Origin of the sequence: Rhodococcus cerastii (assembly GCF_033042195.1) — a bacterium.
In the GTDB taxonomy this organism is placed as follows: Bacteria; Actinomycetota; Actinomycetes; order Mycobacteriales; family Mycobacteriaceae; genus Rhodococcoides.
The window spans coordinates 754,338-779,418 of the sequence record NZ_JAWLKF010000001.1; the positions used below are offsets into that span (position 1 = coordinate 754,338).

The following is a 25,081-nucleotide window of genomic DNA, read 5'->3' on the forward strand; positions in this document are numbered from 1 at the left end:
TGGTCACGAGCACTGCCTGCGGGGCGGTAGGCTGTTGGTTCACCAAACGCAGTCCTGCTGCCGTACGCCGGATCGCCCACAACTACACACGAGGAGTTCGCGACATGCCTGTTCCGTCCAAGGAAAGGGTTGTCGAACTGCTCGCCGACCTCGTTCGAGAACGGGGTTACGACCTCGAAGACGTGAACGTCGTCGCCGCAGGAAAGCACAGTGCAGTGCGGATCATGGTCGATCGCGAAGAGGGAATCGACCTCGACGCTCTCCCGGAACTGAGCCGCGAGATCTCGGATGCCTTCGATGCCGTGACGGATTTCGGGGAAGCTCCGTACACGTTGGAAGTCACCACCCCCGGAATCGACCGCCCACTGACCGAGGCACGGCATTGGCGTCGGGCTCGCGGACGCAAAGTGCGTATCGAACTGGCCGACGGCAAGTTCGACGGTCGCGTCGGGGTACTCGACGGCGATTCGGTCACCGTGGTGATCAAGGAGAAGGGTGTGCTGTCGACTCGCCCCGTTGCCTTGTCCGATGTTGTGAAAGCTGTTGTACAGGTGGAGTTCTCCCGGCCGAGCGCCGAAGAGATGGACCTGGCGGGTGGCGTGGTCGGCAGTAGGCCGTCACCCGCGAACACCGATGAGATCGTGGACGTGGAAGCACCGGAAGAAGGGTCGGACAAGTGAATATCGACATAGCCGCATTGCGTGCCATCGAGGCGGACAAGGGAATTCCGATCGAGATGGTGATCTCGACGATCCAGACTGCGCTGCTGACGGCCTACCGGCACACCGAGGGTCACCAGTCCAACGCTTGGATCGACGTCGATCGCAAGACCGGCTCCGTTCGGGTGATGGCCAAGGAACTCGACGCCGACGGCAATCTGATCTCCGAATGGGACGACACCCCGGAAGGCTTCGGACGCATTGCGGCAACCACGGCGCGTCAGGTCATCCTGCAGCGCCTGCGCGACGCCGAGCACGAGCGGTCGTTCGGTGAGTACTCCACGCACGAGGGTGAGATCGTCAACGGTGTCATCCAGCGTGACACGCGTGCCAATGCGAAGGGCACCGTGATCGTCCGTATCGGAAGTGACGCCAACGGAGCCGACGGCCTGCTGCCGCCCGCAGAGCAGGTGCCGGGCGAGAGCTACGAGCACGGCGAGCGCATCAAGTGCTACGTCGTCGGAGTCGCCCGGGGTAACCGGGGTCCGCAGATCACGCTCTCGCGCACGCACCCGAATCTGGTGCGCAAGCTGTTCGCCCTCGAGGTTCCCGAGATCGCCGACGGCTCGGTCGACATCGTGGCAGTGGCTCGCGAGTCGGGGCACCGCTCGAAGATCGCCGTCGCGTCCACCGTGTCCGGGCTCAACGCCAAGGGTGCCTGCATCGGACCGATGGGTCAGCGCGTGCGCAACGTGATGAGCGAACTGGCAGGCGAAAAGATCGACATCATCGACTTCGACGAGGACCCGGCCACGTTCGTCGGGAATGCACTGTCCCCGTCGAAAGTTGTTTCGGTGACCGTCGTCGACGCGGTTGCCCGTGCGGCCCGTGTCGTGGTTCCCGAGTACCAGCTCTCCCTGGCCATCGGCAAGGAAGGGCAGAACGCCCGACTGGCTGCTCGATTGACCGGTTGGCGCATCGACATCCGCAGCGATGCGGCGGCACCCGAGACGACCAGCGCGTAGGGCCGGAATGCGGAGTTCGGGGCAATACAGCGGTAGAGTGGTCGATGGTTCGGTAACGACCTCTCCGCCCAGGGGCATGAACGCGAGTATCCGGCAGTGACAAGCCGGCCGATTCGTACATGCATCGGGTGCAGGGAGCGAGTGCCGGCCGCCGATCTGTTGAGGATCGTGGTTCGAGAAGCTGGTTCGCACGAATTCGCTCTCGTCCCCGATGTCCGGCATTCGATGTCCGGCCGTGGTGCGTGGTTGCACTACAACCGAGAGTGCCTGCACAATGCGGAACGACGCCGAGTCTTCGGTCGTGCGTTTCGGATATCGGGAAATGTGGAATCGTCCGCAGTGACAGCCGTGCTCGACGAGCACGAACAACTGCAGTTCGAGGACACGACAAGAGCAACACCCGTCGACAAGAACAGGCAACAGCACTGATGAGCACACCGTGAAGCACCAACGATGAACGTCCATCGGAGATAACCCGAGGTCGTGCGGGCACCAAGCCTCGCTCGGCCTCTCAGTGAGGAGAGCAGTGGCAGGCAAGGCCCGCGTGCACGAGTTGGCAAAAGAACTCGGTGTCACCAGTAAGGAACTACTCGCACGGCTCAAAGAGCAAGGCGAGTTCGTCAAGTCCGCATCATCCACAGTCGAAGCCCCCGTGGCGCGTCGACTGCGTGAATCCTTCCCGTCCGAGAACACGGACGCGTCGGCACCGGCCGCAGCTGCACCGAACGGTCGCGCAGCGGCCGATCGGGCAGCGAGCAGCACCGCGAAGCCGGGTGCCGCAAAACCGGGCGGACCCCGTCCCGGCCCCAAGCCGGCACCGCGTCCGGCAGAGCCGGAAGCACCCGCAGCGCAAGCTCCCGTGGAGGCAGCACCCGCTGCACCCGCGACTCCGGCTGCCGCGCCGGCTCCGGCCCCCGCAGCGCCTACCCCCGAGCCCGCAGCTCCGGCCGCTCCGGTCGAGCAGGCTCCCGCCGCGTCGGCTGCCACCAGCGACGCTGCCTCGGCCCCGGCCGCTCCGAAGCCCGCAGGTCCCGGCCCCAAGCCCGGCCCCAAGGCTCCGCGTGTCGGTAACAACCCGTACTCCTCGGCTCCCGTGGAGCGTCCAGCTCCTCGACCCGCTCCCGGTGCTCCGCGCCCCGGTGGCGGACGCCCCGCTCCCGGACAAGGTGGGCCTCGTCCCGCAACACCGTCCGGTGGCAGTCGTCCGGCTCCAGGGCAGGGTGGGCCCCGTCCCGCACCGGGCCAGGCCGGACCTCGTCCGAGCCCCGGCTCGATGCCTCCTCGTCCCAACCCCGGTGCCATGCCGACCCGTTCGGCACGTCCCGGCCCCGCAGCAGGTCGCCCCGGTCGTCCCGGTGGTGCTCCGGGCGGACGCCCGGGCGGCGGCGGTGGCGGTGGCTACCGCGGTGGCGGCGCTCCCGGCGCTCCCGGTGGTGCCCCCGCAGGCGGCGCTCCCGCAGGTGGTTTCCGTGGTCGTCCCGGTGGCGGTGGACGCCCCGGTCAGCGCGGCGCAGCAGCAGGTGCATTCGGTCGTCCCGGCGGAGCAGTTCGTCGTGGCCGCAAGTCGAAGCGGGCGAAGCGCGCCGAGTACGAGAGCATGCAGGCTCCCGCAGTCGGCGGCGTCAGGCTGCCCCGCGGCAACGGTGAGACCATTCGTCTCGCCCGCGGCGCATCGCTGTCGGACTTCGCGGACAAGATCGACGCGAACCCGGCTGCACTGGTGCAAGCCCTGTTCAACCTCGGTGAGATGGTCACTGCGACGCAGTCCGTCAACGACGAGACGCTGGAGCTTCTCGGCGGCGAGATGAACTACGTCGTTCAGGTCGTCAGTCCCGAGGACGAAGATCGTGAGCTGCTGGACTCGTTCGATCTCACCTACGGCGAGGATGCCGGCGGCGAGGACGATCTGGAGCAGCGTCCCCCGGTGGTCACCGTCATGGGCCACGTCGATCACGGTAAGACGCGACTGTTGGACTCGATTCGCAACACCACGGTGCGCGAAGGCGAGGCCGGCGGAATCACGCAGCACATCGGTGCGTACCAGGTGCTGACCGAGCTCGAAGGCAACGAGCGTCTCGTGACGTTCATCGACACCCCCGGTCACGAGGCCTTCACGGCCATGCGTGCCCGTGGTGCCAAGGCCACCGACCTCGCGATCCTGGTGGTGGCAGCCGACGACGGCGTCATGCCGCAGACGGTGGAGGCCATCAACCACGCACAGGCAGCCGACGTGCCGATCGTGGTCGCGGTGAACAAGATCGACAAGGAGGGCGCGAACCCGGACAAGATCCGGCAGCAGCTCACCGAATACGGTCTGGTCGCCGAGGAATACGGCGGCGAGACGATGTTCGTCGACATCTCCGCCAAGCAGGGCACCAACATCGATGCCCTCCTCGAAGCGGTGCTGCTGACGGCCGACGCGTCGCTCGATCTGCGCGCCAACCCGGACATGGACGCTCAGGGTGTCGCCATCGAGGCACACCTCGACCGTGGTCGCGGCCCGGTCGCGACCGTGCTCATCGCTCGCGGAACCTTGCGTGTCGGTGACTCGATCGTCGCCGGTGACGCATACGGACGCGTTCGTCGCATGGTCGACGAGCACGGCGAGGACGTCACCGAAGCGATGCCGTCTCGTCCCGTGCAGGTCATCGGCTTCACGTCGGTGCCCGGTGCAGGCGACAACCTTCTGGTGGTCGACGAGGACCGAATCGCTCGACAGATCGCCGACCGTCGAAATGCGCGCAAGCGCAACGCTCTGGCAGCCAAGAGCCGCAAGCGCATCAGCCTCGACGATCTCGATGCAGCTCTGAAGGAGACTTCGCAGCTGAACTTGATCCTCAAGGGTGACAACTCGGGAACCGTGGAAGCGCTCGAAGAGGCGCTGCTCGGAATCGAGATCGACGACGAGGTCGAACTGCGCGTCATCGACCGCGGTGTCGGTGGCGTCACGGAGACCAACGTCAACCTGGCGTCGGCATCCAACGCGATCATCATCGGCTTCAACGTTCGAGCGGAGGGCAAAGCCACCGAGCTGGCCAACCGTGAAGGCGTCGACATCCGGTACTACTCGGTGATCTACCAGGCCATCGACGAGATCGAGAAGGCCCTCAAGGGCATGCTCAAGCCGGTGTACGAAGAGGTTGCCCTCGGGCAGGCCGAGATCCGCGCGCTGTTCCGTTCCTCCAAGGTCGGAAACATCGCCGGTTGCCTCGTCACCTCCGGTACGATCCGTCGCAACGCCAAGGCGCGACTCATCCGAGACAGCGCCGTTGTCGCGGAAACCGTCACGATCTCCTCGCTCCGTCGCGAGAAGGACGACGCGACGGAGGTCCGCGAGGGCTACGAATGTGGTTTGACGGTGACGTACTCCGACATCAAGGTGGGCGATGTCATCGAGGCGTACGAGCTCCGTGAAAAGCCGCGCGACTAGAACGGATGCGGAGCCTTTCGGCTCCGCACCCGGTCGCGTCGGCTCGGTGGTGAAGCCAGGGGAGTGACACTGCGCTCCGACTTTCGAGCCGGTGGTGGTACGACAGATGTACCGCCACCGGCTTTGTCGTCGAAGCTGATCGAAGGACGTCAGCGTGTATCTGGGTGCTCTGGAGTTGGACGTGTTGTTGGGGGATGTGCGTTCGCTCGCCGAGAAACGGTCGATGGTGGAACCGGTGCTCGGTGATCTGCAACGGCTGGGAGTCTCGGCTGCCGAAACCGGTGAGCGAGAACGTATTCGGCGGTCCCTGCTGGGGGTTGCCGCGGCCGGTACCGACGTCGACCTACTGCACGACAAACTGGACGAGTGCGAACGGCATGTCGCCGAACGCCACGATCTGGAACTGTTGGCAGTACGCCGGAGAATCTTCGGACCCGAGGATTGATCCGGGAAGTCCGCCGAGCGCTGCTCGGCGGACGAGAAGTGCACAACCGCCGCTTCGTCGGAACAGAATCGACGTTCGGCCATGAAAGAGGAGTGTGATTGTCGTGGTGGATCAGGCCAGGGCTCGAAAGTTGTCCAAGCGAATCGCCGCCATCGTTGCAACGGCGATCGATCACGAGATCAAGGATCCACGGCTGGCATTCGTGACCATCACCGACACCAAGGTGACCGCCGACCTGCACGACGCCACGGTGTACTACACCGTGATGGGTGAAGACCTCGATACTCCGCCCGATCTGCAGGCCGCCGCGGCAGGGCTGGAGAAGGCCAAGGGCGTGCTGCGCTCGAAGGTCGGAGCCGGAACGGGTGTGCGGTACACGCCGACGTTGACGTTCGTGACCGACACGGTGCCCGACACCGCACGCCACATGGAAGACCTGCTCGAACGCGCCCGCGTGGCCGACGAAGAACTGGCCCGCGCGCGTGCGAACGCCAAGCCCGCCGGGGACCCGGATCCGTACAAAGCTCCACGCGAAGTCGCAGACACAGATGGTCATTCCGCAGGCTCCACTCCTGCAAGCGTCGAGCCCGCCGAAGCCGACTGACATGTCCTACGGTTCGGGGGCAGTGTCGGAGGCCGACGAGGATATGGCGCGGGCGATCGAGATGCTCGAACGTGCATCCTCGGTGACCGTGCTGTGTCATGTTCAACCCGATGCCGACACGATCGGTAGTGGGCTTGCGCTCGGTTCGGTGCTCGAACGTCGCGGCGCGACCGTTCAGGTGGCATTCGCAGCACCGGCGTCCCTGCCCGAGTCGATGGACGAATTACCGGGTAGACACCTTCTCGTCGGCGCAGACGAGGTCAGCGAGTCCGTCGATCTGGTGGTCACGGTCGACGCCGGAAGCAGGGGGCGGCTGGGTTCGCTGGGCGACCGACTCGATACGGCGTCGGCCAGCCTCGTCATCGATCATCACCGCAGCAACACACGATTCGGAACGCTGAATGTGGTGCACGCGTCTGCTGAGTCCACCACCGCCGTCATCGCGCGGTTGTTCGATCGGTGGGGCGTCGAGATCGATGCCGATCTGGCCCACTTGCTGTTCGCGGGTCTGGTCACCGACACCGGGTCGTTCCGCTGGGTTCGCCCGGGTTCTCATCTGCTGGCCGAGAGACTGTTGGCCACGGGGATCGACGGGGCTCACATCGCCCGCAAGCTGCTCGACACTCACCCGTTCGACTGGTTGCCGATGCTCGGGTCGGTGCTCGGTTCGGCATCGTTGCTTCCCGACGCAGCCGACGGACGAGGGCTGGTGTACGCCGTCATCAGGAGCGAGGATTCCGCCGGATTGCGGTCCGAGGAGATCGAGAGCGTGATCGACATCGTGCGCACCACCTCCGAGGCCGAGGTCGCCGCGGTACTCAAGCAACAGGATTTCGGGTCGGTCTGGGTGGTCTCTCTGCGGTCGAAGACCGAGGTCGACGTGTCGGCGGTGGCGTGCGCGCTCGGCGGTGGCGGGCACCGCAATGCAGCCGGCTACACCGCGACCGGCGACCTGCCCGACGTGATCGATGCGCTGCGTGAGGCCCTGTCGGCGTCGTGAGTTCCACCCCGGTCACGGCTCGAAAGATCCTCGGTCTGTCGTTGCCCTCTCTCGGCGTCCTCGCTGCCGAGCCCCTGTACCTGTTGTTCGACGCCGCCGTGGTCGGCCGGCTCGGCGCGCTCGCTCTCGCCGGCCTGGCCATCGGTGGGCTCGTGTTGGCCCAGGTCAGCACGCAGCTGACGTTCCTGTCCTACGGCACGACCGCGCGAGCGGCTCGCATGCACGGTGCAGGCCGCGAACGCGACGCCGTCGGTGAGGGTGTGCAGGCAACCTGGTTGGCCTTCGCGATCGGTATCGCCATCGTCGCGGTGATGCAGCTCGCCGCCGAGCCCGTGGTCTCGGTGCTGACCGGCGGAGGGGACATCGCTGCCGAGGCCGTCGCGTGGCTGCGCGTGGCACTGCTGGGTGTGCCGTTCATCCTGGTGTCGCTGGCCGGAAACGGATGGATGCGTGGAGTTCAGAACACGGTGACGCCACTACGTTTCGTCGTGTTCGGCTTCGGTGTATCAGCGGTGTTGTGCCCCCTCCTGGTCCACGGGTTGCTGGGATTCCCACGGCTCGGGCTGGTGGGATCGGCCGTGGCGAACGTGATCGGCCAGGGCGTCGCCGGTGCGCTGTTCGTCGGCGCAGTCGTGCGGGCGAGCACCGAATTGCGCCCGCATTGGTCGGTGATGCGCGCACAACTGGTGCTGGGCCGCGACCTGATCGTGCGCAGTCTGGCGTTCCAGGCCTGTTTTCTGTCCGCCGCAGCGGTCGCGTCGAGGTTCGGCGCCGCCTCGGTCGCCGCCAACCAGGTGGTTCTGCACATGTGGAACCTGGTGTCGTTGATGCTCGATTCACTGGCAATCGCCGCACAGACCCTGGTCGGAGCCGCCCTGGGTGCGAGCAGGATCGACGATGCGCGCGCCCTGGCGTGGCGATTGACGGCATGGTCGACGGTGTTCGCGGTCGTTCTCGCCGGTGTGTTCGCCGTCGGGCGGTCGTTCGTCCCGGATCTGTTCACCACCGACGCATCGGTCATCGACGAGATGCATGCGATCTGGTGGATATTCGTCGCGATCATCCCCATTGCCGGCGTGGTGTTCGCGTTGGACGGTGTGCTGCTCGGCAGCGGCGACGCTGCATTTCTGAGAAACGCGACCATGGCCTGCGCCGTTGTGGGCTTTCTGCCGTTCATCTGGTCGGCTCTGGTGTTCGACTGGGGACTGGTAGGGATCTGGACAGGGCTCGGCGTCTTCGTCGCACTGCGGATGCTTGCAGTCGCGGGCCGGGTACTGTCCGGAAAGTGGCTGGTGATCGGCAGCGATCGCCAACTCCGCCGATAGCCGTCAGGGTTGCGACGGCAACGCGGGGTGCAATGCCACCTCACGGCTCTTGACGACGAAGAAGACGGTGCCGCCGGGCTCGAGCCCGAGATCGGACACCGCGGCAGGGGTGATGTCTGCAGCCATGCCGGGAGACCCGTCGGGTTGCGGACGTGATCGAACACGAATGCCGGAGCCCTGCACCTCCATCTCCTCGATCACCACCTCGAACACGTTTCTCGGGCTGGCGTGCGGGGCCGTCGGGTGTACCGAGACGGCGGCGGGGGAGAACACCGCCACCAGTGCGGTTCCGGTGGTGTACCGCCCGGAGCCGTGGACCGTCAGTCCCCAGTTCGTGGTCAGGGACGTCGAGTCGTCGGCGTCGACAGCCCGTCCCGAGAGCAGGTTCACCCCCGCGATGCGGGCACCGAATTCGCTGCGAGGTGCGGTCAGGACCTCGGTGACCGAGCCTCGCTCGACGACGCGTCCGCCGTCGACGACCGCGACGGAATCGGCGAGCGCGACGACGTCGAGCAGATCGTGGGTGACGATCAAAGCCGTGCGACCGCTCTCGCGCAGCACCGTGCGCAGTACTCGTCGAATGCTCGGTGCCGTGTCCACATCCAGCGCCGCGAGGGGTTCGTCGAGCAGCAGCAGGCGTGGGTCGGCCGCAAGAGCGCGCGCGATGGCGATTCGTTGAGCCTGCCCGCCGGACAGCTGGCCGGGGCGGCGATCGGCCAGGTGGGAGGCTCCGACCGTGTCGAGCCAGGTATCGGCGACGGCACGCGCGGCGACGCGGTTCGCGCCTGCGCTACGCGGCGCGAAGGCCACGTTCGTACGAGCGTCCATGTGAGGAAACAGCAGAGCTTCCTGAGAGAGGGTCGCGACGCCTCGGGCGTGAATCGGGACGACGGTGTTCGAGACGGTATCGGTCAGCACGTCCTCGCCGAGTCGGACGATTCCTTCGTCGGGTGCCACCACACCGGAGACGAGCTGCAGCAGTGTCGATTTGCCTGCCCCGTTCGGTCCGAGGATGGCCACCGTCTCACCCTCGGGGACGTCCAGTTCGAGATCGATGCCGCGGACGCCGAGTGTGGCCCGCAGGTGCAGTGAGTTCACAGCGTTCCCGACGACCGAGTGCCGCGTGCGGTCACGACGACGAGTGCCGCTACGAGAATCAGTACCAGCGAGAGCGCTACCGCGGCATCGGGGTCGCTCTCGCGCTGCAGATAGATTTCCAGCGGCAGTGTCCTGGTCACGCCTTCGAGGGATCCGGCGAAGGTCAAGGTCGCTCCGAATTCTCCGAGTGCGCGCGCGAAGGCGAGGACGGTTCCTGATATCAGTCCGGGAAGTATCAGCGGAACGGTGACGCGCCGTAGGACGGTCGTGGGGGTGGCCCCCAGCGTCGCGGCCACCACGTCGTACCGGTCGCCGGCCGTGCGCAGTGCGCCCTCGACGCTGACGACCAGGAAAGGAAGCGACACGAACACCTGTGCCAGCACCACGGCCGAGGTGGTGAACGCTATTCGAATCCCGAAGGCGTCGAGGTGCTCGCCCAACAGGCCTTGTCGCCCGAAGGTGTAGAGCAGCGCGATGCCCCCGACCACCGGGGGCAGAACCAAGGGCAGTACGACGAGAGAGCGAAGGATCGAGAGCCCGCGAATCGAGCTGCGCGAGAGCACGATTGCCATCGGCACGCCCATAGCCACGCACACTGCGGTGCTGGCCGTCGCCGTCTTCAGGCTCAGGATCAACGCCGCGACAGCGGATTCGGAGGTGATGAGTCCGAGAAAATTGGACCAGTCGATTCGGGTGAACATCGCGGCCAGCGGTGCCACCACGAGGAGTGCACCGATGGCTGCCGGAACGAAAATCCACACCGGCACACCGACGGTCGACCGCCCGTTGTGTGCGACTCGTACGGTCACGGAGCTGCGAAGCCGGCTCGACCGAGTACGTCCTGCCCGACGGGGCCGGTGACGAACTCGGTGAATGCGCGAGCGGTGCCCTCGTTGTCGGACCCGCTCAGTGTCGCGATCGGGTAGGTGTTGACGGCCTCGCTCGACTCCTCGAAGGGCACCGCGGTCACGGCCTCTCCTGCCCCGGCAGCGTCGGTCACGTAGACCAGTCCGGCATCGGCCTGCCCCGAGGTCACCTTGCCCAACACGTCGGTGACCGAGGATTCTTCGCTCACGGCCGGGATCTGCGTGCCGGTAGCGGCCTCGACCGAGGCCGTCGCCGCGCCGCATGGCACCTGGGGCGCGCAGATCACCGTGAGAACGTCGGGATTCGCCAGATCGGCGAACGATGCGATGCCGTCCGGGTTTCCGGGGGCGGTCACGATGGTCAGCGTGTTGGACGCGAAGTCGACGGGGTCATCCGCAACCAGGCCCTCGTCGACCGTCTCGGTCATGTTCTTCGTATCCGCGGAGGCGAAGACGTCGGCAGGGGCGCCGGACATCAGCTGCGCGGCCAGATCGGATGAGCCCGCGAAGCTGAACTCCACCGAGGTGCCGGGGTGTTCGGCCTCGAATCGATCACCGAGCTCGGTGAACGTCGCGCGAAGCGATGCTGCGGCGAAGACCGTGATCTTGCCTCGGACCGCGCTGCCGTCCGAGGGTCCATCGGGCGCGGTCGAATCGGACTGCGAGCTGCACCCGACGAGCACGAGGGTGGCTGCAATGAGGAGCGCGAATACCGGGCGCAGTGTCTTCACGAACATCTCCTGTGTCCTACGGTGTCTCGACGATGACGGTCGTGGCCTTGACCACAGCGACGGTGACCTTGCCGGGCTCGAGCCCCAGTTCGCGAACCGAGCGGGTGCTCATCAGGGACACGATCGTGAACGGCCCGCACTGCATGCTCACCTCGCTCATCACCGCATCCGAGACGACCTCGGTGACCAACCCCACGAGTCGGTTGCGTGCAGAGCTTCCGCCCGACGCGATCTCCGGCGGAGGGACAGCATGTTCGCGCGCGTAGTCGGCCAGGTCCCGGCCGGCGATGACCTTGCGTCCGTTCTCGTCCTCGAGCGCCGGGAGCGCTCCGGTGTCGATCCATCTACGGACGGTGTCGTCACTGACACCGAGGAGTGCTGCGGCGTCTCGAACGCGGACCGGGGGCACCGTCATCGAGACGCCACCCGAGCAGACATCCGCAAACAAGTCATGAACGGCACCATATACCCGAATCTGCGGGTGTTTCGACCAGATCCTGTTTTCGGTGAGCCGTACCGTCCCACCGTCGACCGGGTTGCCGCATCACCCCGCCGGATACGTCGCGGAATCTGCAGGGAGTATTGGACGTTGGTACGTTCTCGGACGGTTCTGGCGATTCGACGCCGGCGGCCGAGCGCATCGGAAGGAATTTTCAGTGGCAGCGAAGCTGTGGGCAGTGAGCGACATTCACGTCGGACATCGGGGCAACCGGCCCGTGACCGAGGACATCTTTCCCGAATCGCCCGACGACTGGCTGATCGTCGCCGGCGACGTGTCGGAGAAGACCGACGACATCAAGTGGGCGCTCGAAATGCTCCGTAGCCGTTTCGCGAAAGTCATCTGGGTTCCCGGAAACCACGAGCTCTGGACGACGGTGAAAGATCCCGTCCAGATCCACGGGGCGGCTCGGTACGAGTACCTGGTCAACCTGTGCCGCGAGATCGACGTCGTCACCCCGGAGGACCCTTATCTGCGGTGGGAGGGTGAGGGTGGCCCGGCGACGATCGTGCCGATGTTCCTGCTCTACGACTACACGTTCCTGCCGCAGGGAGCGAGAGACAAGGAACACGGCCTGGCGATCGCACGTGAGAAGAACGTGGTCGCCACCGACGAATTCCTGCTGTCCTCGCAGCCGTACGCGACGCGCGATGCCTGGTGCCATGCGCGGATCGACGCCACCCGGGAGCGTCTCGATGCGCTCGACACCTCCGTTCCGACGGTGTTGATCAACCATTTCCCGATGGTTCGGCAGCCGACCGAGGTGCTGTTCTACCCGGAGTTCGCACTGTGGTGCGGTTCCACTCTGACGGCGGATTGGCACACGCGGTACAACGCGATCTGTTCGGTGTACGGGCATTTGCACATTCCACGGACGACCTACTACGACGGCGTTCGCTTCGAGGAGGTGTCGGTGGGCTACCCGCGTGAATGGCAGCGCCGCGGCCTACCGAAAAACGTTCTGCGACAGATTCTTCCGGTCCCCGAGTATCCGCCAGGCGCGTTGAACAAGTGGGGCGGGCACTTCACGGTGACGCCCGAAATGGAGGCAGAGGTAGAGAAGATGAGGGCAGGAAAGTGATCGAATCGATACTTCCCAACGGCGTCGTCTCGGCCGAATTGTTCGCGGACCCACCGGGTTTGACGCCCCATCCGCTCGAGGCCCCGCTGGTGGCCAAGGCGGTGGACAAGCGGAAGCGTGAGTTCACCTCGGCCCGACACTGTGCGCGGGTGGCGATGGAGAAGCTGGGTGTCGAGCCTGCGCCGATCATGCGCGGCAAGTCCGGTGCTCCGCAGTGGCCGAAGGGTGTGGTCGGATCGTTGACGCACTGCGACGGGTATCGCGGTGCGGTGTTGGCCTACTCGATGCAGGTGCGTTCGGTGGGAATCGACGCCGAGCCGCACGGACCCTTGCCCGATGGAGTGCTCGAGGCGGTGAGTCTCGAGGCCGAACGGGAGTGGCTCGCGACCGCGGGCCGCGAGGACGTGCACTGGGATCGAGTGTTGTTCTGCGCCAAGGAAGCGACGTACAAGGCCTGGGAGCCGTTGACCGGACGCTGGCTCGGCTTCGAGGACGCACACATCACCTTCGAGCGCACCGGCTCCGGTGACGACATTTCGGGAACGTTCCGTTCCGAGCTGCTGGTGCCGGGAGACACGGTGTCCGGGCCGCCACTGCGGGCCTTCGACGGTCGATGGATGGTGGCGGGCGGTCTGGTGATGACCGCGATCTCGGTGATGTGACGACCTGCTCCGCGAGCCTGGCACAATGCTCTCTCGTGAGTGCTCGCGAAAAGATTTCGTCCGGTCTCGTCGGTGCCGGCCTGCTGGTGGTCGACAAGGGGCCGGGAGTGACGAGCCACGATGTGGTGGCGTCGTGCCGAAAACTGTTGCGCACCAGAAAGGTCGGCCATGCGGGGACCTTGGACCCCATGGCGACCGGCGTGCTCGTGCTCGGCGTGGAGCGTGCGACCAAGATGCTGGGACTGCTCTCGCTGACCACCAAGTCGTACACCGCCACCATCCGGCTCGGCCGGAGCACGACGACCGACGACGCCGAGGGCGACGTCCTGGCCGATGTTTCGGCCGCGCATGTCTCCGACACCGAGATCTCGACCGCGATTGCCGCCCTGACCGGTGACATCGAGCAGGTTCCCGCCAGTGTCAGCGCCATCAAGGTCGACGGGCAACGCGCCCACAAACTGTCTCGCGCAGGTGAGGAATTCACACTCGCCCCGCGCAAGGTCAGCGTCACCCGATTCGACGTGACGGCCAGGCGCGACGTGGCGGAGGGCGAATCGGCGTTCGTCGACCTCGATGTCGAGGTCGACTGCACGTCGGGGACGTACGTTCGGGCCCTGGCGCGCGACCTCGGCGCGGCGCTCGGCGTCGGCGGCCACCTGACCGTGCTGCGCCGCACCCGCGTCGGACCTTTCACCCTCGACCACGCACGGACACTCGAAGAACTGGCAGAGGACCCGGCCGTGAGCCTGGACATCGATCAGGCGGCCCGAACGGCGTTCCCGCACCGGCAGATCGACGCGAGTGAGGCGGAATCGTTGAGCCAGGGACGGTGGCTGGATCCGATAGGAATCGACGGGGTGTACGCGGCGGTCGATCCCACCGGGCACACCATCGCTCTGCTCCAGGAGAAGGGCAAGCGCGCCAGTTCGGTCATGGTCGTGCGGCCTGCGACCTTGCGCGGGCACTGAAACATTCGGCACGGATGCGGCACCGGCCCGGCGATCAGGTCGCCGGAACCATCCAGATCGCCTCTGCGGCGCGGTGGCCGAGATCGATGGAATCGGTGGCGTCGGTGCGGGCCAGCTCGATGGCGACGGTGCCGGCGTAGTCGCGTCGTTCGACCACCGTGATCGGCAGGTCCAGCGTGATGCCGACGGAGTCGAAGTAGCGGAGCATCGCCGGGTCGGAGTCGGAAATTCTGGCGACTCGGCCGGACTGTCCGTCGAGGTAGTCGCTCAGGCGGGTCGCGGACGGGGCCTCGATCGCACCGTCGACGGACGGAATCGGGTCGCCGTGCGGATCGCGTTCGGGGTGGCCCAGTTTGGCGTCGATTCGATCCATCATCAGATCCGAGACGGCATGCTCGAGGATCTCTGCCTCGTCGTGCACTTCGTCCCAGCCGTAACCCAGCTCTCGGACCAGGTAGGTCTCGATCAGTCGATGTCGACGCACCATACCGATGGCAGCGAGACGACCCTTCTCGGTCAGTGAGATGGCTCCGTAGCGGGCGTGGTCGACCATGCCCTGGTCGGCGAGCTTGCGAATCGCCTCGGACACCGTCGAGGCGGAAACACCGATGCGCTCGGAGAGCATCTTGGTGCTGACCGAGTCCTCGCTCCACTCACTGGCCGTCCAGATGACCTTGAGATAGTCCTGCGCAACCGCGGACAGCTGGACGCCCTCGTCGGCCGGTGCGGGATCGTCTTTTCGTAGCGCCACGTCGCCGAGCTTAGGCAATCCAATGGAAAAAGACATCTCACCCGGCCGGAGCCACCGGCACCTGTCCGCGTTGTCGCAGAGCGCGGACGACGATGCCCTGTGAGGGGCTGAAGAGGTAGGCAAGGACGAAGACCAGTCCCTGGGTGAGCACGACGCTGCCGCCGGAGGACACGTCGAGGTAGAAGCTGGCGTAGATCCCCACCAGCGCGCAACCCACCGAAATGACCGGTGCCAGCACGAGCATGCGGCCGAAGCTGTGCGTGAGCAGATAGGCGGACGCACCGGGAGTGATCAGCATCGCCACCACGAGGATGACGCCGACGGCCTGGAGCGCGACCACGGTCGTCAGGGCGAGCAGGGTCAGCATGACGGCCGAGATCACCGACGGGTTGATGCCTACGGCGCGGGCCTGGGTGCGGTCGAAGGCGAAGAGAGTGAAGTCGCGACGCTTGACGATCATGACTACCAGCGCGATACCGCCGAGGACGAACACCTGAACCATGTCTGCCTGCGAGACTCCCAGCAGATTGCCGAACAGGATGTGGTTGAGGTCGATCTGACTCGGAAACTTGGAGATCAGGACGACGCCGAGCGCGAACAAGGTGGTGAAGACGACGCCGATCGCGGCGTCCTCCTTGACGATGGTGGTGTTGCGGACCACTCCGATGGCACCGACCGCGATGAGGGCGAACAGCAGCGCTCCGATCGCGAACGGTGCCCCGAACAGGTACGACAGCGCGACGCCGGGAAGAACTGCGTGCGAGACGGCGTCGCCCATCAGCGACCACCCGATGAGGACGAGCCAGCAGCTCAGCACCGCGCACACGATCGAGGCGGTGACGGTGACCAGAAGGGCTCGCTGCATGAAGGTGTACTCGAGTGGGTCCACGAGAAAATCGATCAGATACACGGTTCAGCTCGCTTCCGTGGTTCGGGTGGCAGGAGTTCGAGTGCCCGCACCCAACTCGCCGACCTTCGACGGGTCGATGCCGAAGGCCAGCGCCAGGTTCTCCGGGCGCAGTACGTCGATCGGACTGCCGTGCATCAGCACGCGCTGCTGCAGCAGGATCGCTTCGTCGCACAGTTCCGGTAGGGCATGTAGATCGTGTGTGGACACCAGAACCGACGCACCCTGTGCTGCGAGTTCGCGGAGCAGCCGGGTGATGGTTGCCTCGGTTTTCTTGTCCACACCGGCGAAGGGCTCGTCGAGCAACAGCAGCGATGCCTCCTGGGCGATGGCGCGGGCGACGAACGCACGCTTGCGCTGACCGCCGGAGAGCTGGCCGATCTGTCGGTTCGCCAGTTCGGCGAGGTCGACGCGCTGCAGAGCCTCGTCGACGGCCAGTCGATCGGCGGCTCGGGGAGTGCGGAGAAAATTCTGCTTCCCGTATCGGCCCATCATCACCACGTCGCGCACGCTGATCGGGAATGTCCAATCGACGGATTCCGCCTGGGGCACGTAGCTGACCGTGCCGGCCTTGCGCGCCTGCGCCGGGTCTCCGCCGAACACGGTGATCGAGCCGGAGTTGGGCTTGACCACTCCCATGACGGCTTTGAACAGCGTCGACTTGCCCGACCCGTTCATTCCGACCAACCCGCACACCCGGCCGGGTGCGAGGGTCAGGCTGGCATCGGTGAGGGCTACGACGTCGCGGTATCGAACGTTGACGGCGTCCACCGACAGCGCTGCCCCGGTCTCGTGCGGGGTCCTTTGACGCGGCTCTCCAGTGTGCTGGGTCATCGTTCTCCTACCAGTGCGTCGGCGATCAACCGTGCGTCGTAGCGCAGTAGATCCAGGTACGTGGGGACCGGTCCGGTGGCGTCGCTCAGAGAATCGACGTAGAGCTGTCCGCCGAACCGCGCGCCGGTGTCCTCGGCGACCTGCAGCTGCGCCTTGTCCGAGACCGTCGACTCGCAGAACACGGCAGGTACGTCGTTGTCGCGAACGAAGTCGATGGTGCGGACCACCTGCTTCGGCGTTCCTTCCTGCTCGGCGTTGACCGGCCACAGGTAGGCCTCCTGCAGATCGAAGTCGCGGGCCAGATAGCCGAATGCGCCCTCGCAGGTGACGAGCGCGCGCTGACGAGCCGGTAGCCCGGAGAGATCCGCGGCCAGTTCGGCACCGACCTCGCGTAGTTGTCCCACGTATGCGGCTGCGTTCGCGCGGTAGTCGTCGGTGTTGGCGGGATCGAGCGCGACGAAGGCGTCGGCGATGTTCTCGACGTACGTCTCGGCCACGACGGGCGACATCCATGCGTGGGGGTTCGCTTTGCCGGCGTAGGCGTCGTCGCGAATGTAGATCGGGTCCACGTTCGCACTCACCACGGCGTGGGGTGCGGGGATGCGCTCGACGAATTTCTCGAACCAGGCCTCCAGCCCGAGACCGTTGTCCAGGATCAGCTCGGCCTGCTCTGCGGTGCGTAGGTCTCCTGGGGTCGGCTCGTAGCCGTGGATCTCGGCTCCGGCTTTTGTGATCGATTCCACTCGGAGGTGATCGCCGGCGACATTGGCGGCCATGTCGGCGAGGACGGTGAAGGTCGTCAGAACCAGGGGTCTGCCGTCGTCGAGCACCGCCGGATCGTCCTCCCCGACGGCACGGGCGCAGCCGCTCGAGGCTGCCACCAGTAGTCCCACCACGGCCCAGCTCGCGAGAATCCGCCCACTGCGCGATCCACACCGGCGAAGAAAAAAGTTAGGCACACCGAAACATTTACCGTGGGGATACCTTTTTGTCCATACGTGCCGCGCGCGACACGCCTGTCCGAGAGTGACCGAGCGGCCGTCGGGCCGTAGGCTTCGCGGTGTGCAGAGATGGCGAGGTCTCGACGATGTACCTGCCGACTGGGGTCGGTGCGTGCTCACGATCGGCGTCTTCGACGGCGTTCATCGCGGACACGCACAACTGATCGGGCGAGCGGTGGCCGCTGCGAAGAAGCGCGGCGTTCCCAGCGTGCTCATGACGTTCGATCCCCATCCGATGGAGGTCGTGCGACCGGGAAGCCATCCTGCTCAGTTGACGACCCTGACGAGGCGGGCCGAACTCGCCGAGGAGCTGGGTATCGACGTCTTCTGCGTCATGCCGTTCACGCCCGAGTTGATGAAGCTCACTCCCGAGCGTTACGTGCACGAGATCCTGATCGAACGCCTGCACGTTGCCGAGGTCGTCGTCGGTGAGAACTTCACCTACGGGAAGAAGGCGCTCGGCACCGTGCCCATGCTGCGCAAGATCGGCGAACGGTCCGGATTCGCAGTCGACGGAGTCAACCTGCTCGCCGAGCACGCCGTGACGTTCTCCTCGACGTACATCAGATCGTGTGTGGACGCCGGTGACGTCGCTGCAGCCACCGCCGCGCTCGGGCGACCGCATCGCGTCGAAGGAGTCGTCGTGCACGGAGACGGCCGAGGTCGCCAAATGGGTTATCCCACAGCCAATGTCGCGCCGCCCATGTACTCGGCCATTCCCGCCGACGGCGTGTACGCGGCATGGTTCACCGTGCTCGGGCCGGGTCCGATCATGGGGACGGTCACTCCGGGGGAGCGGCATCCGGCTGCCGTATCGGTGGGCACCAATCCCACGTTCTCGGGTCGTACCAGGACCGTCGAGGCATTCGTCCTCGACGGTGAGGCCGACCTGTACGGGCAGCACGTGGCAGTCGACTTCGTCGACCGACTGCGCGGCATGGAGAAGTTCGACTCGATGGAAGCCCTCGTGGAGGAGATGGGCCGCGACGCCGAGCGGGCCCGGACGATCCTGGCGGCCAGCACGGCCTGATAGGCTGTCCCCTCGGTGCTCGCTGCGGTCCGCGGCGGCTGTACCGGCTTCGATCCCGTGGTCTCGACACCGGGCGCGTAGCTTCCTTTCACGCGGACGTCATTGATCAGGAGTAGTACCAGTGGCATTGACCACCGAACAGAAGAAGGCCGTTCTCGGCGAGTACGGCTTGCACCCCACCGACACGGGTTCGCCCGAGGCGCAGGTTGCAATGCTCACCAAGCGCATCGTCGACTTGACCGAGCACCTCAAGACGCACAAGCACGACCACCACTCCCGCCGCGGCCTGCTGCTGCTGGTCGGACGTCGTCGTCGTCTGCTCAAGTACATCGCGAAGGTCGACGTCACCCGCTACCGCTCGCTCATCGAGCGTCTGGGTCTGCGTCGATAATTCGCATCGACGCGAGGATGTCACCGATGCACGGTTCGACGCGCCGGTGCGCACCCGACTCGCAGCAATAGTGCAGTAGCCAACGAGGCAGTGCTTAGACTGTTCCTCGTTGGCTATCTGTGTTTGTACCGCAAGAACAGTTTCGCCAGCACGAGAAAGCGAATGCACAGCATTCGCACACCGCCGTGTATGCCTGTCATGCCGTGGTGACGGTCTTCGGTAGTGGCCTTTCGGATACGAGATCCGGTGGGCTTCGATCGATGGCCGCCTCCGCGCAGCCGCGTCCCGAGAGAAGCTCGGAGATGGACGGCACAGGTATGCCGCCACAGCCAGGAGGGCTGGTGGTGTGTCCACGCGGGCACGGCAAAGACGAGAGGACGAGAACAGAACACATGTCGGAAACCACAACCTTGGACGTCGAAGAAGGCGTCTACGAAGCAACTGCGATCATCGACAACGGCACGTTCGGCAAGCGGACCATCCGCTTCGAGACCGGCCGCCTCGCGCAGCAGGCCGCAGGCGCAGTCGCCGCGTACCTCGACGAGGACACCATGCTGCTGTCGGCAACGACCGCCGGCAAGCACCCTCGTGAGGGCTTCGATTTCTTCCCGCTGACGGTCGACGTCGAAGAGCGCATGTACGCCGCGGGCCGTATCCCCGGATCGTTCTTCCGCCGCGAGGGCCGTCCGTCCACCGACGCCATCCTCACCTGCCGCCTGATCGACCGGCCGCTGCGTCCGACGTTCGTCGACGGACTGCGCAACGAGATCCAGGTCGTCATCACGGTCATGAGCCTCAATCCAGCCGATCTGTACGACGTCGTCGCGATCAACGCGGCATCGGCCTCGACGCAGATCGCCGGACTGCCGTTCTCCGGTCCGATCGGCGGCGTTCGCGTCGCACTGATCGACAAGCAGTGGGTCGCGTTCCCGACCAACGAGCAGCTCGAGAAGGCCGTGTTCAACATGGTCGTAGCCGGCCGCATCGTCTCCGGCTCCGGTGCCGACGCAGACGTCGCGATCATGATGGTCGAAGCCGAGGCCACCGAGAACGTCATCGAGCTCATCGAGGGTGGCGCTACCGCCCCCAACGAAGCGGTCGTCGCCGAGGGCCTCGAGGCATCGAAGCCGTTCATCGCAGCCCTGTGCACCGCACAGCAGGAGCTCGCGTCCAAGGCAGCAAAGCCCACCGGCGACTACCCGGTTTTCCCGGCGTACCAGTCGGACGTCTTCGAGGCCGTCGAGAACGCCGCGAAGATCCCGCTCAACGAGGCGCTGACCATCGCAGGCAAGGCCGAGCGTGAGAGCAAGCTCGACGAGGTCAAGGCTCAGGTGCTCACGTCGGTCGGAGACAGCTTCGCCGGCCGCGAGAAGGAGATCGGTGCCGCATTCCGCGCACTGACCAAGAAGTCGGTTCGCCAGCGCATCCTCACCGATCACTTCCGCATCGACGGCCGCGGCATCACAGACATCCGGTCGCTGTCCGCCGAGGTCGCGATCATCCCGCGTACTCACGGATCCGCCCTGTTCGAGCGCGGCGAGACCCAGATCCTGGGCGTCACCACCCTCGACATGGTCAAGATGGCGCAGCAGGTCGACTCGCTCGGGCCCGAGACGTCCAAGCGCTACATGCACCACTACAACTTCCCGCCGTACTCCACCGGTGAGACCGGCCGCGTCGGGTCGCCGAAGCGTCGCGAGATCGGTCACGGCGCACTCGCCGAGCGCGCTCTGCTGCCGGTCCTGCCCAGCCAGGCAGAGTTCCCGTACGCCATCCGCCAGGTCTCCGAGGCACTGAGCTCCAACGGCTCGACCTCGATGGGCTCGGTCTGCGCATCGACCCTGTCGCTGCTCAACGCCGGTGTGCCGCTGCGTGCCCCGGTCGCCGGAATCGCAATGGGCCTCGTGTCCGACGAGGTCGACGGCGAAACCCGCTACGTCGCCCTCACCGACATCCTCGGTGCCGAGGACGCATTCGGTGACATGGACTTCAAGGTCGCTGGAACCAAGGACTTCGTCACCGCACTGCAGCTCGACACCAAGCTCGACGGCATACCCTCCAAGGTGCTCGCCGGCGCGCTGTCGCAGGCCAAGGATGCGCGCACGACGATCCTCGAGGTCATGGCCGAGGCCATCGACACCCCGGACGAGATGAGCCCGTACGCACCTCGCGTCACCGCGATCAAGGTGCCGGTCGACAAGATCGGCGAGGTCATCGGGCCCAAGGGCAAGATGATCAACTCCATCACCGAGCAGACCGGTGCCAACATCTCGATCGAAGATGACGGCACTGTCTACGTCGGCGCAGCGGACGGCCCGTCCGCACAGGCCGCGATCGACATGATCAACGCCATCGCCAACCCGCAGCTGCCGAAGGTCGGCGAGCGATTCCTCGGAACCGTCGTCAAGACAACGGCTTTCGGTGCATTCGTCTCGCTGCTCCCGGGCCGCGACGGACTGGTGCACATCTCCAAGCTCGGTAACGGCAAGCGCATCAACAAGGTCGAGGACGTCGTGAGCGTCGGATCCAAGTTGCGCGTCGAGATCGCCGATATCGACAACCGCGGCAAGATCAGCCTCGTTCCCGTCGAAGACGACAACGCTGCTGCTCCCGCCGACGCTCCCGAGGCACCCGCCGAGGTCAGCGCTGAGTAAGAAGCAACCGAGTCGAACGGTACGTCCCCTCGGGACGTACCGTTCGGCCGTTCCAGAGAGCACCGGCATCGACACGGGCGTGCAACGCACCACTCTGCCCGGCGGTCTTCGGGTCGTCACCGAGTTCGTGCCGGGCGTTCGCTCGGCGTCGGTCGGTGTGTGGGTCGGAGTCGGCTCGCGCGACGAGCAACCCAGTGTTGCCGGTGCGGCACACTTCCTCGAACATCTGCTGTTCAAATCGACGCCCACGCGCAGTGCGCTCGAGATCGCCCAGGTGATGGACGGTGTCGGGGGAGAGCTGAACGCGTTCACCTCGAAGGAGAGCACGTGCTTCTACGCGCACGTGCTCGACGAGGACGTGGCGCTCGCCATCGATCTCGTCAGCGATGTGGTGCTTCGCGGACGCTGCCGATCGGCAGATGTCGACGTCGAGCGCCAGGTGGTCCTCGAAGAGATCTCCATGCGCGACGACGATCCCGAGGATCTGCTGGGAGATGCCTTCCTGGAAGCCATGTTCGGTGATCATCCGATCGGGCGTCCGATCATCGGCTCCGTCGAATCCATCGAGTCGATGACCCGTGCGCAATTGCACTCGTTCCACGTTCGCCGCTACACGCCGCAGCGCATGGTCGTTGCTGTCGCTGGCAACGTCGATCACAAGCAGATTGTGTCGTTGGTGCGTCGCGCTTTCGCGGGCCATCTGGAAAAGGGGCTGCGACCGGCCGAAAGGCGAAGCGGCACAGCGCGATTGCGTAACGCCCCCACATTGAGCCTGACCACTCGTGACAGCGAACAGGCACACCTGTGCCTCGGCGTACGTGCGTTCGGTCGACACGAAGGGCATCGCTGGGCGTTGTCCGTGCTGAACTCGGCAGTGGGCGGCGGGCTCAGTTCTCGTCTGTTCCAGGAGATCAGGGAAGAGCGCGGACTGGCGTACTCGGTGTACTCCTCGGTGGACACGTTTGCCGACAGCGGTGCGTTCTCCGTCTACGCGGGTTGTCAGCCGGAGAACCTGGGCGAAGTGACCACGGTGATCAGGGAAGTGCTCGCCAAGGTCGCCTCCGAGGGCATCACCGACGCGGAGTGTGCGCGGGCCAAGGGTTCGTTGCGCGGCGGATTGGTTCTGGGACTCGAAGATTCAGGCTCTCGGATGAACCGGATCGGTCGTAGCGAACTGAACTACGGCAACCACCGCGACATCACCGATACGTTGGCGCGGATCGACAGTGTCGGCAACGACGAAGTACGCGAGGTCGCTGCCGTGTTGCTCGACCGTCCTTTCGGTGCCGCGGTGGTCGGCCCCTACAAAAACGTTCGCCAGCTACCGGCGTCGGTCAAGTCTCTGGTTCGGTAGCGTCGGCGATCGCGGCGCTATTTCCGTCAACGGAGGTCTACAGTCGCAGGGCGGTGAACTGTGGATTCTCCGGTACGAGGGCAGCGACCGCGCGCTCGACGATGACGTGTATGCCGCTACGGTCAAGGATTCAGCATGAACAGCGATGGGCGTACCGTCCTTGTCACCGGTGTGGGTCGACGCCTCGGTATCGGCTACGCCATCACTCGTAGGTTGCTGCAGGATGAGCGCGGCCGCGTCTTCGCGCAATCCTGCGATTCCTACGACGTGAGCGAGCCGTGGGGAGCAGGGACGCCGGGAGCAGTACAGGTTCTGGCCGAGTTGTCCACCGCGCCAAGCAGGCTCGGGCATCTGGACATCGATCTCTCCGATCCCGAAGCACCTGCCGCCCTGTTCGATGCTGCCGAATCCAGGTTCGGAGCCGTCGACTCGTTGGTCATCAACCATGCGCGATCACAGCTGGGCGACGTGGGGTCTCTGACGGCAGAGAGCCTCGACCTGACGTGGGCGGTGAACGTGCGCGCGTCCTTGCTTCTGGTGCAGGAATTTGCGGAACGGTACGTCGATCACCGCGACGGCGGACGCATCGTGCTGTTCACGTCCGGGCAGGGTGAGGGGCCGATGTCGACCGAGATTCCCTACGCGGTGACCAAGGGCGCGATCGCCGCGATCACACCGACCTTGGCCGATTCGCTGATCGAACGGGGTATCACCGTCAACACGATCAATCCTGGTCCGACCGATACCGGTTGGGCGAGTGCCGATCTGGACGCGTTCGTCTTGAGCCACATGCCGCGGGGTCGGTGGAACTCTCCGGACGAGGCCGCGGCGGTCGTGGCGATGCTGCTCTCGCCCGATTCGGGCTCGATCACCGGTCAGGTCATCGGTGCCGAAGGCGGATTCCGACGCTTCACGCCGTGACGCCTCGGTCAGAGCTTCTTCTTGCGCAGCAACAGCTTCCAGGGCACCAATGCCGACTCGAGCTGAACCGACAGGCTCATCTTGGATTCGCCCTCGCTGCGCTCCTCGAAGGTGATCGGCACTTCGGCGAGAGTGAGGCCGTGCTTGACGGTTCGGTAGTTCATCTCGACCTGGAATGCGTACCCGTTGCTCTCGACCGAGGCAACATCGATGGTGCGCAGGGTGCGCGCGTGCCACGCCTTGAATCCCGCTGTCGCATCCTTGACGCCGAGGCGCAGGATCGTGTTGACGTAGAAGTTCGCCCATGCGGACAGGGCCTTGCGGTGCCAGGGCCAATCGGCGGCGACCGCTCCGCCCGGTACGTATCGCGATCCGAGCACCACGGCCGCGTCGGTGGTGTTCAGTTTGTCGATCATCGCCGGGATCACCTCGGTGGGGTGCGACAGATCGGCGTCCATCTGAATGACGATGTCCGCACCCTCGTCGAGAGCCCTCGTCATGCCTGCGACGTATGCGCGTCCGAGCCCGTTCTTCTCCGTGCGGTGCAGAACGCTGACCTCGATGGGGCCGTCGATGGCCAACTTGTCTGCGATATCGCCGGTGCCGTCGGGCGAATTGTCGTCGACGACCAACACACCGAGCCCCTCCACCTGCAACCCTGCCAGCAGCTCGACGAGCTTGGGGAGGTTCTCACGTTCGTTGTACGTCGGTACAACGACGGTGGTCTTCGGGGCGACTCGTTCCGTACTCACCACCGTATGATCCGTGATTCGGGGTTCCGATCCAAATATCGGACACGACCGGCCGTGTCGGGTCGGCATCGTGGGTCGTTTTCGAGCGCCGGT

General features: G+C 65.5%; 25 protein-coding genes. 16 read left to right on the plus strand and 9 right to left on the minus strand.

The window, feature by feature from the left end; translation table 11 throughout:
* The first annotated feature begins 104 nt into the window (after window positions 1–104).
* The 8 genes from rimP (at window position 105) to R3P93_RS03395 (ending at window position 8,488) form a co-directional block, all read left to right on the plus strand.
* The gene (rimP, locus tag R3P93_RS03360) at window positions 105–680 is read left to right on the plus strand and encodes a ribosome maturation factor RimP (protein WP_094642141.1); all 576 of its coding nucleotides are present in this window, start codon (window positions 105–107) and stop codon (window positions 678–680) included.
* Window positions 677–1,684, plus strand: coding sequence for a transcription termination factor NusA (gene nusA / locus R3P93_RS03365; RefSeq protein ID WP_068050201.1), 1,008 nt, complete (start codon window positions 677–679; stop codon window positions 1,682–1,684). Before rimP ends, nusA begins: the two co-directional genes overlap by 4 nt.
* Before the next feature lie 96 nt (window positions 1,685–1,780).
* Window positions 1,781–2,113, plus strand: a complete 333-nt coding sequence (locus R3P93_RS03370) for a YlxR family protein (RefSeq protein WP_317532398.1) — start codon at window positions 1,781–1,783, stop codon at window positions 2,111–2,113.
* Window positions 2,114–2,210: 97 nt separating this feature from the next.
* Window positions 2,211–5,114, plus strand: coding sequence for a translation initiation factor IF-2 (gene infB / locus R3P93_RS03375; protein ID WP_082898773.1), 2,904 nt, complete (start codon window positions 2,211–2,213; stop codon window positions 5,112–5,114).
* 154 nt (window positions 5,115–5,268) lie between these two features.
* Window positions 5,269–5,559 carry a DUF503 domain-containing protein gene (locus R3P93_RS03380; protein ID WP_068050194.1) on the plus strand — a complete coding sequence of 97 codons (291 nt, stop codon included), beginning with the start codon at window positions 5,269–5,271 and terminating at the stop codon, window positions 5,557–5,559.
* Between the two features lie 103 nt (window positions 5,560–5,662).
* A complete protein-coding gene (gene rbfA, locus R3P93_RS03385) occupies window positions 5,663–6,163 on the plus strand; it encodes a 30S ribosome-binding factor RbfA (RefSeq protein WP_317532484.1) in 501 nt (166 codons plus the stop codon).
* Between the two features lies 1 nt (window position 6,164).
* A complete protein-coding gene (locus R3P93_RS03390; protein ID WP_317532399.1) occupies window positions 6,165–7,163 on the plus strand; it encodes a DHH family phosphoesterase in 999 nt (332 codons plus the stop codon).
* On the plus strand, window positions 7,160–8,488 hold the full coding sequence (locus R3P93_RS03395; RefSeq protein WP_094642139.1) for an MATE family efflux transporter: 1,329 nt from the start codon (window positions 7,160–7,162) through the stop codon (window positions 8,486–8,488). Before R3P93_RS03390 ends, R3P93_RS03395 begins: the two co-directional genes overlap by 4 nt.
* Window positions 8,489–8,491: 3 nt before the next feature.
* Here R3P93_RS03395 and R3P93_RS03400 read toward each other — a convergent pair whose 3' ends face one another.
* Genes R3P93_RS03400 through R3P93_RS03415 form a run of 4 tightly spaced genes read right to left on the minus strand, consistent with a single transcriptional unit; the run spans window position 8,492 to window position 11,598 of the window.
* A complete protein-coding gene (locus R3P93_RS03400) occupies window positions 8,492–9,586 on the minus strand; it encodes a sulfate/molybdate ABC transporter ATP-binding protein (RefSeq protein ID WP_094688775.1) in 1,095 nt (364 codons plus the stop codon).
* The gene (locus R3P93_RS03405; protein ID WP_094688774.1) at window positions 9,583–10,395 is read right to left on the minus strand and encodes an ABC transporter permease; all 813 of its coding nucleotides are present in this window, start codon (window positions 10,393–10,395) and stop codon (window positions 9,583–9,585) included. Before R3P93_RS03405 ends, R3P93_RS03400 begins: the two co-directional genes overlap by 4 nt.
* The gene (modA, locus tag R3P93_RS03410; RefSeq protein WP_394855249.1) at window positions 10,392–11,174 is read right to left on the minus strand and encodes a molybdate ABC transporter substrate-binding protein; all 783 of its coding nucleotides are present in this window, start codon (window positions 11,172–11,174) and stop codon (window positions 10,392–10,394) included. The genes R3P93_RS03405 and modA overlap by 4 nt, the downstream gene beginning before the upstream one ends.
* Window positions 11,175–11,199: 25 nt before the next feature.
* Window positions 11,200–11,598: a TOBE domain-containing protein gene (locus R3P93_RS03415; protein WP_094668559.1), complete on the minus strand. Its 399-nt coding sequence runs from the start codon at window positions 11,596–11,598 to the stop codon at window positions 11,200–11,202.
* 241 nt (window positions 11,599–11,839) lie between these two features.
* Between R3P93_RS03415 and R3P93_RS03420 the strand changes: the two genes are divergently transcribed.
* Genes R3P93_RS03420 through truB form a run of 3 tightly spaced genes read left to right on the plus strand, consistent with a single transcriptional unit; the run spans window position 11,840 to window position 14,393 of the window.
* Complete coding sequence (locus R3P93_RS03420) at window positions 11,840–12,763, plus strand: metallophosphoesterase family protein (RefSeq protein ID WP_094668564.1); 924 nt, start codon at window positions 11,840–11,842, stop codon at window positions 12,761–12,763.
* Window positions 12,760–13,425 carry a 4'-phosphopantetheinyl transferase family protein gene (locus tag R3P93_RS03425; RefSeq protein WP_094642129.1) on the plus strand — a complete coding sequence of 222 codons (666 nt, stop codon included), beginning with the start codon at window positions 12,760–12,762 and terminating at the stop codon, window positions 13,423–13,425. Before R3P93_RS03420 ends, R3P93_RS03425 begins: the two co-directional genes overlap by 4 nt.
* Window positions 13,426–13,460: 35 nt before the next feature.
* Complete coding sequence (gene truB, locus R3P93_RS03430; protein ID WP_094642127.1) at window positions 13,461–14,393, plus strand: tRNA pseudouridine(55) synthase TruB; 933 nt, start codon at window positions 13,461–13,463, stop codon at window positions 14,391–14,393.
* A gap of 34 nt (window positions 14,394–14,427) precedes the next feature.
* Here the strand turns inward: truB and R3P93_RS03435 are convergent, their stop codons facing one another.
* From R3P93_RS03435 to R3P93_RS03450, 4 genes are read right to left on the minus strand one after another with little or no spacing between them, the layout of a single operon-like run.
* Window positions 14,428–15,180, minus strand: coding sequence for a metal-dependent transcriptional regulator (locus tag R3P93_RS03435; protein ID WP_373455154.1), 753 nt, complete (start codon window positions 15,178–15,180; stop codon window positions 14,428–14,430).
* 1 nt (window position 15,181) lies between these two features.
* Window positions 15,182–16,054, minus strand: coding sequence for a metal ABC transporter permease (locus tag R3P93_RS03440; RefSeq protein ID WP_094669992.1), 873 nt, complete (start codon window positions 16,052–16,054; stop codon window positions 15,182–15,184).
* 3 nt (window positions 16,055–16,057) lie between these two features.
* Window positions 16,058–16,885 carry a metal ABC transporter ATP-binding protein gene (locus R3P93_RS03445; RefSeq protein ID WP_317532400.1) on the minus strand — a complete coding sequence of 276 codons (828 nt, stop codon included), beginning with the start codon at window positions 16,883–16,885 and terminating at the stop codon, window positions 16,058–16,060.
* A complete protein-coding gene (locus R3P93_RS03450; protein WP_373454829.1) occupies window positions 16,882–17,844 on the minus strand; it encodes a metal ABC transporter substrate-binding protein in 963 nt (320 codons plus the stop codon). The genes R3P93_RS03445 and R3P93_RS03450 overlap by 4 nt, the downstream gene beginning before the upstream one ends.
* A gap of 103 nt (window positions 17,845–17,947) precedes the next feature.
* On the opposite strand from R3P93_RS03450, the gene R3P93_RS03455 reads away from it, so the two are divergent.
* The 5 genes from R3P93_RS03455 to R3P93_RS03475 all read left to right on the plus strand — a co-directional run bounded on the left by R3P93_RS03455 (window position 17,948) and on the right by R3P93_RS03475 (window position 24,236).
* On the plus strand, window positions 17,948–18,916 hold the full coding sequence (locus R3P93_RS03455) for a bifunctional riboflavin kinase/FAD synthetase (protein WP_094669994.1): 969 nt from the start codon (window positions 17,948–17,950) through the stop codon (window positions 18,914–18,916).
* Between the two features lie 121 nt (window positions 18,917–19,037).
* Window positions 19,038–19,307 (plus strand): 30S ribosomal protein S15, encoded by a 270-nt coding sequence (gene rpsO, locus R3P93_RS03460; RefSeq protein ID WP_032397847.1) that lies wholly within the window; start codon window positions 19,038–19,040, stop codon window positions 19,305–19,307.
* Between the two features lie 392 nt (window positions 19,308–19,699).
* On the plus strand, window positions 19,700–21,961 hold the full coding sequence (locus tag R3P93_RS03465) for a polyribonucleotide nucleotidyltransferase (RefSeq protein WP_094642123.1): 2,262 nt from the start codon (window positions 19,700–19,702) through the stop codon (window positions 21,959–21,961).
* Between the two features lie 67 nt (window positions 21,962–22,028).
* Window positions 22,029–23,315 (plus strand): M16 family metallopeptidase, encoded by a 1,287-nt coding sequence (locus R3P93_RS03470; RefSeq protein ID WP_068050751.1) that lies wholly within the window; start codon window positions 22,029–22,031, stop codon window positions 23,313–23,315.
* A gap of 135 nt (window positions 23,316–23,450) precedes the next feature.
* The gene (locus tag R3P93_RS03475; RefSeq protein WP_317532401.1) at window positions 23,451–24,236 is read left to right on the plus strand and encodes an SDR family oxidoreductase; all 786 of its coding nucleotides are present in this window, start codon (window positions 23,451–23,453) and stop codon (window positions 24,234–24,236) included.
* A gap of 8 nt (window positions 24,237–24,244) precedes the next feature.
* On the opposite strand, the gene R3P93_RS03480 is transcribed toward R3P93_RS03475, so the two are convergent.
* The gene (locus R3P93_RS03480) at window positions 24,245–24,988 is read right to left on the minus strand and encodes a polyprenol monophosphomannose synthase (protein ID WP_317532402.1); all 744 of its coding nucleotides are present in this window, start codon (window positions 24,986–24,988) and stop codon (window positions 24,245–24,247) included.
* Window positions 24,989–25,081 lie beyond the last annotated feature (93 nt).

Bases quoted from the DNA above. Each gene is read 5' to 3' on its own strand.
- R3P93_RS03465 (WP_094642123.1), top strand. From the start codon at position 19,700: ATGTCGGAAACCACAACCTTGGACGTCGAAGAAGGCGTCTACGAAGCA.
- rimP (WP_094642141.1), top strand. From the start codon at position 105: ATGCCTGTTCCGTCCAAGGAAAGGGTTGTCGAACTGCTCGCCGACCTC.
- R3P93_RS03435 (WP_373455154.1), bottom strand. From the start codon at position 15,180: ATGTCTTTTTCCATTGGATTGCCTAAGCTCGGCGACGTGGCGCTACGA.
- R3P93_RS03475 (WP_317532401.1), top strand. From the start codon at position 23,451: ATGAACAGCGATGGGCGTACCGTCCTTGTCACCGGTGTGGGTCGACGC.
- R3P93_RS03415 (WP_094668559.1), bottom strand. From the start codon at position 11,598: ATGACGGTGCCCCCGGTCCGCGTTCGAGACGCCGCAGCACTCCTCGGT.
- R3P93_RS03390 (WP_317532399.1), top strand. From the start codon at position 6,165: ATGTCCTACGGTTCGGGGGCAGTGTCGGAGGCCGACGAGGATATGGCG.
- R3P93_RS03445 (WP_317532400.1), bottom strand. From the start codon at position 16,885: ATGACCCAGCACACTGGAGAGCCGCGTCAAAGGACCCCGCACGAGACC.